The sequence below is a fragment of the Paenibacillus woosongensis genome, assembly GCF_009725165.1.
Taxonomy (GTDB): domain Bacteria; phylum Bacillota; class Bacilli; order Paenibacillales; family Paenibacillaceae; genus Fontibacillus; species Fontibacillus woosongensis.
Genome location: NZ_WNZW01000001.1, coordinates 1,305,003 through 1,317,870 on the forward strand (window position 1 = coordinate 1,305,003; position 12,868 = coordinate 1,317,870).

Sequence of the window (12,868 nt, forward strand, 5' to 3'; positions counted from 1 at the left end):
AGCAAACGGCAGGCCGCCTCTGCGGTCCACCGTCCCTGTCCATCTGCAAAGTTATATAAAGTTTACTTCGTGATCAAAAGCCGGCTTTTAAAACTACCTCTTACAATAAAGGTTTTAAAAGCCGGGTTTTCAGCACCGAGAAGCTTGAATGAAGCCAGGGGCTGAGGAGCGGAGCGTAGGCTAAACCTACGTGAGCACCGCAAGCCCCGGCTGAATTCAAGATTCGACGCCGAATCCGCTCCTTTGAAATTACTTCGTGATCAAAAGCCGGCTTTTAAAACTACCTCTCTAGTGTTTGAAGTGGCGGATGCCGGTGAACACCATGGCGACCCCATACTTGTTCGCCATTTGGATCGATTCCTCGTCCTTGACCGAGCCGCCCGGCTGGATGATCGCCGTCACACCAGCTTTAGCCGCGGCTTCTACCGTATCGCCCATCGGGAAGAACGCGTCGGAAGACAGCACGCTGCCTTTCACTTTGTCGCCGGCCTGCTCGATGGCGATTTTCGCCGAGCCGACGCGGTTCATTTGGCCAGCGCCTACGCCGATTGTCATATCGTCCTTCGCCAGCACAATTGCATTAGATTTAACATGCTTAACTACTTTCCAGGCGAACAGGAGCTGCTTCAATTCTTCCTTGGAAGGAGCGCGGTCGGTAACGACCTTCAAATCGGACTCCTGCAAGGAATGAACATCGCTGTCCTGAACGATCATGCCGCCGTCGATCGAAGTGACCACAAGCTGGCTTTTGCGATTGGCTCCAAGCTCCAGGCCGTTTACCTTCAACAGGCGAATGTTTTTCTTCTGCGTCAGTACGGCCAGGGCTTCATCCGTAAAGCCGGGAGCGAGGATGATTTCCAGGAAAATCTCCTTCAGCAGCAGTGCCGTTGCTTCGTCAATGATGCGGTTCGCCGCGACGATGCCGCCGAAGATCGATACCGGGTCAGCTTCATGCGCTTTGCGGAATGCCTCGTAAATGCTCTCCCCAATGCCAACCCCGCAAGGATTCATATGCTTAACGACCACGACCGCAGGCTCTTCGAATTCCTTCACGATTTGCAGAGCCGCATTCGCATCATTGATGTTATTATAAGATAGCTCTTTGCCATGCAGCTGCTCGGCCGAAGTGAGCGTATCCGCCGCAGCCAGCGGCTTGCGGTAAAACGCTGCCTTCTGATGCGGATTCTCGCCATAACGCAGATCCTGAATTTTCTCGTAAGTAACCGTTAAGCGTTCAGGAAGCGGATCCCCGTTCACGTTCGACAAATAATCGGAAATCAGGGCATCGTAAGCCGCCGTATGGCGGAAAACTTTGGCCGCAAGCTGTTTGCGCGTATCCAGGGTTGTGTCTCCCCCGGCCGCGATCTCATCCAATACCTTGCTGTAATCACCGGAATCCACGACGACGGAGACGAAAGCATGGTTTTTGGCAGCGGAACGCAGCATGGTCGGCCCGCCGATGTCGATATTCTCAATCGCGTCCTCATAGGTAACGTCCGGCTTCGCAATTGTCTCCTGGAACGGATACAGATTGACGACGACCAGATCGATGTAATCCAGGCCAAGCTCCTTCATTTGCGCTTGGTGCTCAGCGCTGTCCCGTACCGCCAGCAGCCCGCTGTGCACAGCAGGATGCAGCGTCTTCACGCGGCCGTCAAGCACTTCCGGGAAGCCCGTTACATCAGAAATACCGATAACAGGAATTCCTTCCTTCGACAGCAGACTTGACGTGCCCCCTGTTGATATGATTTCTACTCCTAATTGCGACAGCCCGCGGCAAAAATCCACGATACCCGTTTTATCCGAAACGCTAACCAGCGCTCTTTTGATACTCACGATTGGCTTCCTCCTCTATATTATGGCAAGAATAACATCCCGGCTTGAGGCCGGACTGGCTATAATGGCAATAATGCTCCTCTATTCGATCGCGCGCATTCATGACCCGATATTTCTCGGGAAATATCGAAATCCATATGATCACCTCAGTAAGATAACCGACAATCGACATACACGCTAAGAAAATCGTCTGCAATTTGCGGCAGTACCCTTAGTACGACAACGTAATTTCGCTAAACATGCGCGGAATCCGCAGCCAAACTCGTGTTACGATGCAGCGAAAATCCTATACCTGTCATCATCGGCTGGTCTTTGCTTCAACCAACCGTGATGCGCCGTCCATCGATCCGGACTTTGCCTGCGGCAAACCAGCTTACCACCTGTGGATACAAGTCCCTTTCAGCCGCGTGAATCTTTTCCTCTAGGGATTCAACAGTATCCTCCGGTGTGATTTCTACAGCCTGCTGGGCAATGACCGGCCCCGTGTCCATGCCGCCATCAACCAGATGCACCGTCACGCCGGTGATTTTGACGCCGTACTCCCAAGCCTGCCCGATCGCGTCCTTCCCTGGAAAAGACGGCAGCAAGGACGGATGGATATTAATCATGCGCCCTTGATAAGCGTCAACCAGAACCGGAGTCAGCAGCAGCATATATCCAGCTAGCACAATCAGGTCAACGCCTCTGCGCTTAAGCTCCTGCGCGATTTCCGCCTCATAATCCTCGCGGCGGGCATAAGCTTTCTTCTCGAACAGGAAACATTCCACGCCGGCGCGGCGCGCCCTTTCGACAACGGGAGCCTCCGGCTTGTTGCACACAAGCAGCACGATTTCCGCGCCGAGATTGCCCACGCGGGAGGAGTCCAGCAGCGTCTGGAAATTGCTGCCCTGCCCGGAAGCGAAGACCGCGATCCGGTAGGGCTTTGGGCTCCCTACAGTTGTATCCGTCATTATACGTCCGCTCCCGTAAATTTCACTTCCCGGCTGCCTTCCGTAATCCGGCCGATCACATAAGGCGTTTCTCCGGCGGCACGCAGCGCTTCAACCGCCTTCTCGGCATCTTCGTTAGCTACAACAATGACCAATCCTATTCCCATGTTAAAGGTCGTGAACATATCACGGTTGCTGACATCGCCCTTCTGCTGAAGCAGCTCGAAGATCGGCAGGATCGGCCATGAGCCATGATCGATCTCAGCATTGACGTTGTCAGGCAGCACGCGAGGAATATTCTCGATGAATCCGCCGCCCGTAATATGCGCCATTCCTTTCACCCGTACCTGCTCCAGCAAAGCCAGAACCGGCTTCACATACAGTTTGGTCGGCGTAAGCAGCACATCGCCTAACCGCGCTCCGTCAAGCTCAGGCAGCGTATCATGCAGACTGTAGCCGCATTGCTCCAATAGAAGCTTGCGAACGAGCGAGAAGCCGTTGCTGTGCACCCCGCTTGATGCCAGGCCGATCACCGTATCCCCTGCTGCAATCGTGCTTCCGTTGATAATCTTGCTCTTATCGACTACGCCTACCGTAAACCCGGCGATGTCATACTCGCCTTCGGCGTACATGCCCGGCATTTCCGCCGTTTCTCCGCCGATCAGAGCACATCCGGACTGGCTGCAGCCATCCGCGATGCCCGATACGATCGCTTCGATTTTAGCAGGAATGACTTTATCGCAGGCCAGATAGTCCAGGAAGAAGAGCGGCTCCGCGCCTTGAACGACCACGTCATTGACGCACATCGCTACCGCATCGATTCCGATCGTATCGTGTTTATCCATTGCGAAGGCAATTTTCAGCTTCGTTCCCACGCCATCGGTGCCCGATACCAGGACAGGCTCCTCATATTTATCTTTGTTCAAGCCGAACAAAGCTCCAAAGCCGCCCAAATCCGTTAACACTTCAGGGCGGAACGTCCGCTTGACGTGACTCTTCATCCGTTCTACCGCTTCATTGCCCGCTGCGATATCCACACCGGCATTTTTATAGGCTTCAGACACGAAGGACACTCTCCTTAAACAATCATTTTATTTAATCCTATTAATTGAATCATATTAGCTTAACAGCCGCAGCCGAACTTCTCTTCTCCCGCAAAATCCGTCCGCGTCGGGTAATCGTTGTCAAAGCAGGCCATGCACAGGCCGCCCTTATAATCCTTCGCGTTATCCCCTTCCACCGCACTGATCAAGCCCTCGGCGCTTAAAAACTCCAGCGAATCTGCATTGATTTCCTTGCGGATCTCTTCAATAGACTTCGAGGAAGCGATCAGTTCGGCCCGGCTCGGCGTATCAATGCCATAGAAGCAAGGATTTTTGAATGGCGGCGAGGTAATTCGCACATGCACCTCCGTCGCCCCGGCTTCGCGCAGCAGATTGACGATCCGGCGCGATGTTGTCCCGCGGACGATCGAATCGTCGATCATGACGACGCGCTTGCCCTCGACGACGCGGCGCACAGCGCTCAGCTTCATCTTTACGCCCTGCTCACGCAGCTCCTGGCTCGGTTGGATGAAGGTACGGCCTGTGTATTTATTTTTGATCAAGCCAAGCTCGTAAGGAATGCCCGTCTGCTCGGCGTAGCCAATGGCCGCGGAAATACTGGAATCCGGCACCCCGGTTACGACGTCGGCATCAACGAACGATTCCTGTGCCATGACCTGACCCATCCGTTTGCGGGCCGCATGCATATTAGAGCCGTTCATATCGCTGTCCGGACGGGAGAAGTAGATATACTCCATAGCGCACAACGCCTTGCGCTGAGGCTGTGCATAACGGTCCTCACGCACGCCTTCCGCATCCAGCACCAGCATTTCACCCGGTAAAATATCACGGATCGACTCCGCTCCGACCACCTCGAACGCGCAGGTCTCCGAAGAGAACAGATAGGCGTCGCCAAGTCGGCCCATCGTGAGCGGGCGCAGCCCATGCGGGTCGCTGGCGATAATCATTTTATCGTTCGTCAGCAGCATGAACGCGAACCCCCCGACCAATTGCGCAAGCGCGTCCCTTGCCGCCTCGACGAAATCCTTCGGCGAGCGGGCGATCAGATGCGCGATCACTTCGGTATCACTCGTCGTCTGGAATATGGAGCCGCTCTGTTCTAGCTGATGACGGATTTGCGGAGCATTGACGATGTTGCCGTTCGTGGCTACCGCGAGATCTCCGTCCCGGTACTTGAATATAAGCGGCTGCGCGTTCATCAGGCTGCTGTCGCCATTTGTGGAATAGCGGACATGCCCGATGGAACGGCTGCCATGGAGCGAAGCGAGCAGGTCCCGGTCGAACACTTCCTTCACCAGCCCCATGCCGCGATGGTAATTGAACTCATTGCCGTTCGTGACACAGATGCCCGCGCTCTCTTCCCCCCGGTGCTGCAGCGCATGCAAACCGTAATAGGACAAAGAGGCGGCTTCAGGGTGACCAAACACCCCGAAAACGCCGCATTCCTCTTTTAACGTGTCAAAAATATCGCTCTTGCCTGTTCCCTGATTATAATAGTCTCCTGTCCAAAGCCCTTGCGGAATTATTGCATCAGACATGGAATTACATCCTCCCAGACCTGCTTCAGCTCGCTTACCGGTCTAGCCAGCACGGAGCGGGCATTCACAGAAATCTCCAGTTTGTCGCCTGTGACTTGACCGATCTTTTGAACCGGAACGCCGTAGGACGCGATCAATTGCTCAAGCTCAGCAGCCTTGTCTGGCGCAGCCGATAACAAGATGCGGGATTGCGATTCGCTGAATAGAGCAAAGTCAGGACGAAGCTCTGTCGCAAAATCGACTTTCGCGCCTAGGCCGCCGCTGATGCAAGATTCGGCCAGAGCTACGGCCAGACCGCCCTCGGACAAGTCGTGAGCTGATTGCACAAGGCCTTTCTGAATCGCGGCCAGTACGCCGTCCAGTAATTTTTTCTCTACATTCAGATCCAGCGCCGGCGGACGTCCTTCTGTCACACCATGAACTACTGCCTGGAACTCGCTGCCGCCCAGTTCAGCGAAAGTATCGCCGAGCAGGAATACGACATCGCCCTCAGCCTTGAAGCCCTGAGTTGTAATGTGATCTGTATCGTGCACAAGACCGACCATACCGACGACAGGCGTCGGATAAATAGCGCCTTTGGCATTCTCGTTGTACAAGCTGACGTTACCGCCGATGACCGGCGCATTCAGCACGCGGCAGGCTTCGGCCATGCCGTCAACCGCTTTTTCCATCTGCCAGAAAATATCCGGCTTCTCCGGGCTTCCGAAGTTCAGGTTATCCGTAATTGCCAGCGGCTCGGCTCCCGAGCAAACGACGTTGCGCGCCGCTTCGCTGACCGCGATGCGTCCGCCCACTTCCGGATCCAGGTACACGAACCGTCCATTGCAGTCGGTCGTCATGGCCAGTCCCTTGCGCGTGCCGCGAATCGTGACGACCGCCGCGTCAGAACCCGGCTGAACCGCCGTGCTGGTGCGAACCATGTAATCGTATTGGTTATATACCCACGCTTTGCTCGCTACAGAAGGAGAGGACAATACTTTGTCCAGCGCACCGTTCAAATCCGTAACTTCGGCATAGCGCTGCGTATCTACATTTGCATTTTCTTCATAGTAAGCCGGTACAGCGGATGGCTTGTTGTAAATCGGGCATTCGTCGACAAGCGCCGTCACCGGCATATCGCCCACGACCTCTCCATTGTGGATCAGTCTGAGGCGTCCGTCGTCGGTCACTTTACCGACTTTGGCGCAGATTACGCCCCAACGCTCGAAAATTTCCATCGCCTGAGCTTCATCCTTCGGCTCCACGACGAACAGCATACGCTCTTGAGATTCGGAGAGCATCATTTCATAAGCCGTCATGCCTTCTTCGCGCTGTGGAACCTCATCCAGGTACAGCTCCAGGCCGTTCCCAGCCTTACTTGCCATCTCCGCACTGGAGCAGGTCAGTCCTGCCGCGCCCATGTCCTGAATACCAAGCACGATGCCGGAATCGATCAGTTCGAGACAGGCTTCCATAACCAGCTTCTCCATGAATGGATCGCCGACCTGGACGGCTGTCCGTTTCGATTCAGACTCTTCCGTCAGCTCCTCGGATGCGAAGGTTGCCCCGTGGATGCCGTCGCGGCCTGTTGGAGGACCCACGTAGAATACCGGGTTGCCTACGCCTTTCGCTACGCCGCGCTGGATTTTGTCATGATCGATCAGACCTACGCACATTGCGTTAACAAGCGGATTGCCTTCATATGCTTCATCGAACACCACTTCGCCGCCAACGGTCGGAATGCCGATGCAGTTGCCGTAGCCCGCGATCCCGGAGACGACATGCTCGAACAAGTATTTCACGCGATCGCTTTCCAGCTTGCCGAAGCGCAGGGAATTCAGTAACGCCACCGGTCTTGCGCCCATCGAGAAAATATCGCGAATAATGCCGCCTACGCCTGTCGCCGCGCCTTGGTAAGGCTCTACTGCGGAAGGGTGGTTATGGCTTTCGATTTTGAAGACGACCGCCTGGTTGTCGCCGATATCCACGATGCCGGCGCCTTCGCCCGGCCCCATCAGGACGCGTGGTCCGTCGGTCGGGAATCTGCGAAGCAGCGGTTTGGAATTTTTATAGGCACAGTGCTCGGACCACATGACGCTGAATACGCCAATTTCGGTGTAGTTCGGTTTACGCCCCAGAAATCCGCAGATCAGCTCGTACTCACTGTCGGACACACCCATTTGTTTGTAAATTTGCTGTTCAGCGATTTGCTCTGCATTTGGTTCCTTAGCGGACACTTGCTGACTCATGCCGATCCCTCCAAGCCTTTAATATCGATGTAAACATGCGTTTTCCGTCCTCAGACCCCAGCAGGCTGTCCACCGCACGCTCAGGGTGCGGCATCATGCCGACGACGTTGCCGCGTTCATTGGAGACTCCCGCAATGTCGTCTACGGAACCATTTGGATTATCTACATAACGGAAAATAATTTGATTGTTCGCCTTCAATTGCGCGTGCGTCTCTTCATCACAATAGTAGTTCCCCTCGCCATGAGCGATCGGAATATGAATCTCCTCGCCCTTCTGGTATTGGGACGTGAACGGATTGTCGTTGTTCTCTACGCGAAGAACGGTATCATGGCAGCGGAATTTCAGCGTCGTGTTGCGGCGCAGCGTGCCTGGCAGCAGCCCCGCCTCGGTCAGAATCTGAAATCCGTTGCAGATGCCAAGAATATATTTACCTTGTTCGGCGGCTTTCGCGACCTCGGCCATCACCGGAGCAAATCTCGCAATCGCTCCGCAGCGCAGATAGTCGCCGTAAGAGAATCCGCCCGGAACTAGGATGCAATCATAAGCGGAAAGATCTGTGGCGGTATGCCACACATAATCGACTGGCTCGCCTAATGTGTCTTCAACGGCTTTGTAGCAGTCGATGTCACAGTTGGAACCGGGAAATACGAGTACTGCGAATTTCATGGATTAGCCCTCCAATTCAAAGCGGTAATCTTCAACGACCGTGTTGGCCAGCAGCTTTTCGCACATTTCTTTGACGCGGGCTTCCGCCTCGTTGCGGTCATTTGTATCGAGCTGCAGCTCCAGATATTTACCGATGCGGACACTTTCAACCTCTGCAAATCCCATGGAATGCAGTGCACCTTGAACGGCAACCCCTTGCGGATCAAGTACGCTTTGCTTGATGGTGACATAAACGGACGCTTTAATCATATTCCTCGTGTTCCTCCTAAAAAATAATAATGAATGATCATAGTTATGGTGCTGCTGGTATTACTAGTGTTGCTGGTTTTGCTAATATTGCTAGTGTTGCTAGTGCTGCTATATATAGTGAAAGCATTGCTGCTTTACTCCCGTTAAGAATACTTCAAAATAACCGCTCGCCCGTCAGGCGGGCATAAATGTCAAGGTAACGCCGGGCCGTCTCTTCAACGACCGAAGGGGGCAATGGCGCCGGCTTGCTGTTCTTGTCCCAGCCGGAGCCAGCCAAATAAGTTCGTACAGGCTCTTTATCCATGCTGTCGATATCCGTGTCGAGCGCGTAATTTTCCTTGGCCCAGAAGCGCGCGGCGTCCGGGGTGAAAATTTCGTCGATCAGGATCAACCCGCCGTCCACGGTGCCGAATTCCAGCTTGCAGTCCGCGAGGATGATTCCCCGCTCATCGCAATACCGGCGCGCGAACTCGTACAATTCGAGGCTCCGGCTGCGCAGCTGCTCTGCCAGATCCGCTCCGACCAGCCCCGCCATCTGTTCAAAGGAAATATCCTCGTCATGGCCCACGTCGTTCTTTGCAGCAGGCGTAAAAATCGGCTCCGGCAGCTTGGCGTTCTTCCGCAGACCTTCCGGCAGCTTCGTGCCGTTGATCTCGCCGGTTGCTTCATACTGCCTCCAGCCGCTGCCCGTTACGTAACCGCGCACAACGCATTCAATAGGAATCCGCTCCGCCCTCCGGGCCACCATAATCCGGTCCTTCAGCAGGTGCTTGTGCTCCGGCTTCACCGCATCGCCAAGACCGTCTATATCGGTATGGATGACGTGATTGCCAATCAGTCCGCCGGTTAGCGAGAACCAATGGGCGCTTAAGCGGTTGAGCACATTGCCCTTGTCCGGCACGGCCGGCTCGAGCACGTAATCGAAAGCGGAAATGCGATCCGTCACCACGATCAGGAAGTGCTCTCCCAAATCGTACAGCTCGCGGACTTTGCCTTTATACAGCAGCGGCGCATTCACCAGCTCCACTGCGGTTGAAATTGCTTGTGATGCCATTGTTCCAGCCCCCTTCCGCTTCGTAGTTATTCAGACAATCCGAGTTTGCGGAAAATCGTGTCTACATGCTTCAAATGCCAGGACGGATCAAAAGCATCCTCAATATCTTCTTTGCTTAGGACGGCCGTAATTTCCGGCGTCTCCTCAATCAGCTCGCGGAACTGGCGCTGCGTCTCCCAGGCCTGCATCGCCCGGGGCTGAACCGTATCGTAAGCCTGCTCGCGGCTGAAGCCTTTGTCGATCAGCTTCGTCATGACGCGTCCGGAGAACGGAACGCCGAACGTGCGGCTCATGTTGCGCTTCATGTTCTCCGGGAACACCGTCAGATTTTTCACGATATTGCCGAAGCGGTTCAGCATGTAATTGAGCAGCATCGTCGCATCCGGCAGAATGACGCGCTCGACCGAGGAATGCGAGATGTCGCGCTCATGCCACAGCGTCACGTTCTCGTAAGCGGACACCATATGGCCGCGGATGACGCGGGACAAGCCGGAAATGTTCTCGCTGCCGATCGGGTTGCGCTTGTGCGGCATCGCTGAGGAGCCCTTTTGGCCTTTGGCGAAGGCTTCCTCGACCTCCCGGAACTCGCTCTTCTGCAGAGCACGGATTTCGGTCGCAAATTTATCGAGCGAGGTCGCGATCAGCGCCAGCGTCGCCATGTATTCGGCATGGCGGTCGCGCTGCAGCGTCTGCGTCGAAATCGGCGCCGGCTTCGTGCCCAGCTTCTTGCAGACGTATTCCTCGACGAACGGATCGATGTTCGCGTAGGTGCCAACGGCGCCGGAGATTTTGCCGAACTGAACGCCGTCCGCGGCCCTGCGGAACCGCTCCAGGTTCCGTTTCATTTCCTCATGCCACAGGGCCATCTTCAGGCCGAACGTCGTCGGCTCCGCATGTACGCCATGGGTACGGCCCATCATCGGCGTCTCCTTGTAGGCAATAGCTTTTTCACGGAGGATTTCGATGAAGTTCACAATATCCTGTTCCAGAATCTCATTGGCTTGTTTCAGCAGATAACCTAGAGCGGTATCGACGACGTCCGTCGAAGTGAGACCGTAATGCACCCATTTGCGCTCTGCTCCCAGGCTTTCCGATACGGCGCGGGTAAATGCGATCACATCATGGCGGGTCTCCTGCTCGATTTCGTAAATGCGGTCCATATCGAAGGAGGCATTCTGACGCAGCAGTGCTGCGTCCTCTTTCGGAATAACCCCGAGTTCAGCCCAAGCCTCGCACGCGCAGATTTCCACTTCCAGCCACGCTTTGAACTTGTTCTCCTCGGTCCAGATCGCTCTCATTTCGGGTCTGCTGTAACGTTCGATCATATGAGTTGATTCCTCCAAATTGTAGTTTGCTGTATAAAATCAACCGCGTCCTGAACATCGCTGCACAGCACGTTGACATGTCCCATTTTGCGTTTGGCGGCCGATCCGGCCTTGCCGTACAAATGCACCTTTGGCACAACATTCGCCAATCCGGTGCTGCCTGCTTCAACTTCGCCCCAGCGTCCCGTCGCCGCGGCTTCCGTTACGGCTTCGACATGCTCGCCAAGCACATTCACCATAACGACCGGCGTGAGCAGCTTCGCCTCGCCAAGCGGCAAATTGCAGACCGCCCGGACATGCTGCTCGAATTGCGACGTCGTGCAGGCCTCCATTGTATAATGGCCCGAATTATGCGGGCGCGGCGCCAGCTCGTTCACGTAGATCCGTCCGTCCCCGGTCAGGAACATCTCGACGGCGAGGAGGCCGACGGCTTCCATCGACTCCGCAATCCGTGAAGCGAGACGTTCCGCTTCGCGCTGTACTTCCTGATCGATTCTCGCCGGCACGATGGAGGCATGCAGAATATTATCGACGTGAATATTCTCCGCTACCGGGAATGTTCGGATTTCGCCGCGCGGGCTGCGGGCTGCAATGACTGATAATTCCTTCACGAAGGGAATGAATTGCTCCAGCACGAGCTCGGTGCCCGCTTTGCTCAGCTCAGCATAAGCAGGGCCGATCTCCGCTTCCGAGCGGATCACCCATTGGCCTTTGCCGTCGTAGCCGCCGGTTGCCGTCTTCAGCACGCTAGGGATGCCCAGCCGCGCTACGGCCTCGCGCAGCTCCTGCTCGCTGCCGATCTCCGCGTAGGGAGCCACCGCCGCTCCCGCCGCTTCAACGGCCCGCTTCTCGCGCAGGCGATGCTGCGTCGTATAGAGCAGCCGGCTGCCCTGCGGCACATGCGACAGCTCCTCAAGCAGCGCTGCCACACCTGCGTCTACGTTCTCGAATTCGTACGTGATGACGTCCGACCGCTCGGCCAGCTTCTTCGCCGCCCCCTGATCGTCGTAACCGGCGACGATCTGCTCGGCTACTTGTCCGCATGGCGACAACGGTGTCGGATCGAGTGTGACGAACCGGTATCCGAGGTTCGTTCCGGCCAGCGTCATCATCCGCCCCAGCTGTCCGCCGCCAAGCACGCCGATCGTTGAGCCCGGCGGGATTACTTTTTCCAAGCGCTTGGACTGCTCAGATCCATGAATCTCGCCCTTAGGCTGAGCGCCATTTCCTGTGTGAGGGGTCTGATTCATTACTTGATCTCCCCCAGGTCAGCCGAACTGGCCAGCACTTCTTCGCGGATCCGATCGCGGCGCTCCTGTACACGGGACGCCACTTCCGAATCGAATGCCCCAATCATTTGCGCCGCCAGCAATCCGGCGTTAATCGCGCCAGCTTTGCCGATAGCCACCGTTGCCACCGGAATTCCGCCCGGCATTTGTACGATGGAGAGCAAGGAGTCGAGTCCGTTCAAAGCGGCCGATTTCACTGGCACGCCAATTACGGGAAGCACCGTCTTCGACGCGACCATCCCCGGCAAATGCGCTGCTCCTCCGGCACCGGCGATAATGACCTTCAATCCGCGGCCTGCCGCCTGCTCCGCGAACTCGAACATCAAGTCCGGCGTGCGATGTGCGGATACCACCTGCTTCTCATAAGGTATTTGAAGCTCCTCCAAAACGGCGCAAGCATGGGACATCGTCTCCCAATCCGATGTGCTGCCCATGATTACTGCCACCTGTGCCTGTGCTGACATGCCTCGTCCCACTCCTTCAATCAAATATTTGCTTACTTCTAACTGGTCATTTTCTATGCGTATATTCCCTCTTGCTCCGGCTAAGCAGCTAAGCCCATTAAAAAAGTCCGGAGCATTCTGGAAATAACAAGTATTTACAGATTCCCGGACCACGAGTGAACACACCCTATTACAGGTTTGCCTGATATTGCAGAATGAATGTGATTCTGGTACGACTGTGTTCCT

General features: G+C 55.4%; 11 protein-coding genes. All 11 read right to left on the reverse strand.

The window, feature by feature from the left end:
- Positions 1 to 288: 288 nt before the first annotated feature.
- Positions 289 to 1,836: a bifunctional phosphoribosylaminoimidazolecarboxamide formyltransferase/IMP cyclohydrolase gene (gene purH / locus GNP95_RS06075; RefSeq protein ID WP_330163273.1), complete on the reverse strand. Its 1,548-nt coding sequence runs from the start codon at positions 1,834 to 1,836 to the stop codon at positions 289 to 291.
- 317 nt (positions 1,837 to 2,153) lie between these two features.
- On the reverse strand, positions 2,154 to 2,786 hold the full coding sequence (purN, locus tag GNP95_RS06080; RefSeq protein ID WP_155609904.1) for a phosphoribosylglycinamide formyltransferase: 633 nt from the start codon (positions 2,784 to 2,786) through the stop codon (positions 2,154 to 2,156).
- Positions 2,786 to 3,829, reverse strand: coding sequence for a phosphoribosylformylglycinamidine cyclo-ligase (gene purM, locus GNP95_RS06085; RefSeq protein WP_330163274.1), 1,044 nt, complete (start codon positions 3,827 to 3,829; stop codon positions 2,786 to 2,788). The genes purN and purM overlap by 1 nt, the downstream gene beginning before the upstream one ends.
- 59 nt (positions 3,830 to 3,888) lie before the next feature.
- Positions 3,889 to 5,367, reverse strand: a complete 1,479-nt coding sequence (gene purF, locus GNP95_RS06090) for an amidophosphoribosyltransferase (protein ID WP_155609905.1) — start codon at positions 5,365 to 5,367, stop codon at positions 3,889 to 3,891.
- Positions 5,352 to 7,595 carry a phosphoribosylformylglycinamidine synthase subunit PurL gene (gene purL, locus GNP95_RS06095; RefSeq protein ID WP_155609906.1) on the reverse strand — a complete coding sequence of 748 codons (2,244 nt, stop codon included), beginning with the start codon at positions 7,593 to 7,595 and terminating at the stop codon, positions 5,352 to 5,354. Before purL ends, purF begins: the two co-directional genes overlap by 16 nt.
- On the reverse strand, positions 7,573 to 8,262 hold the full coding sequence (gene purQ, locus GNP95_RS06100) for a phosphoribosylformylglycinamidine synthase subunit PurQ (protein ID WP_155609907.1): 690 nt from the start codon (positions 8,260 to 8,262) through the stop codon (positions 7,573 to 7,575). The genes purL and purQ overlap by 23 nt, the downstream gene beginning before the upstream one ends.
- A 3-nt stretch (positions 8,263 to 8,265) precedes the next feature.
- Positions 8,266 to 8,511, reverse strand: coding sequence for a phosphoribosylformylglycinamidine synthase subunit PurS (gene purS, locus GNP95_RS06105; RefSeq protein ID WP_055109705.1), 246 nt, complete (start codon positions 8,509 to 8,511; stop codon positions 8,266 to 8,268).
- A 154-nt stretch (positions 8,512 to 8,665) separates the two neighbouring features.
- The gene (locus tag GNP95_RS06110) at positions 8,666 to 9,565 is read right to left on the reverse strand and encodes a phosphoribosylaminoimidazolesuccinocarboxamide synthase (RefSeq protein WP_155609908.1); all 900 of its coding nucleotides are present in this window, start codon (positions 9,563 to 9,565) and stop codon (positions 8,666 to 8,668) included.
- 26 nt (positions 9,566 to 9,591) lie between these two features.
- The gene (gene purB / locus GNP95_RS06115) at positions 9,592 to 10,890 is read right to left on the reverse strand and encodes an adenylosuccinate lyase (RefSeq protein WP_155609909.1); all 1,299 of its coding nucleotides are present in this window, start codon (positions 10,888 to 10,890) and stop codon (positions 9,592 to 9,594) included.
- Positions 10,887 to 12,140, reverse strand: coding sequence for a 5-(carboxyamino)imidazole ribonucleotide synthase (gene purK, locus GNP95_RS06120; RefSeq protein WP_155609910.1), 1,254 nt, complete (start codon positions 12,138 to 12,140; stop codon positions 10,887 to 10,889). The genes purB and purK overlap by 4 nt, the downstream gene beginning before the upstream one ends.
- Positions 12,140 to 12,643 (reverse strand): 5-(carboxyamino)imidazole ribonucleotide mutase, encoded by a 504-nt coding sequence (purE, locus tag GNP95_RS06125; RefSeq protein ID WP_155609911.1) that lies wholly within the window; start codon positions 12,641 to 12,643, stop codon positions 12,140 to 12,142. The genes purK and purE overlap by 1 nt, the downstream gene beginning before the upstream one ends.
- Between the last annotated feature and the right edge of the window lie 225 nt (positions 12,644 to 12,868).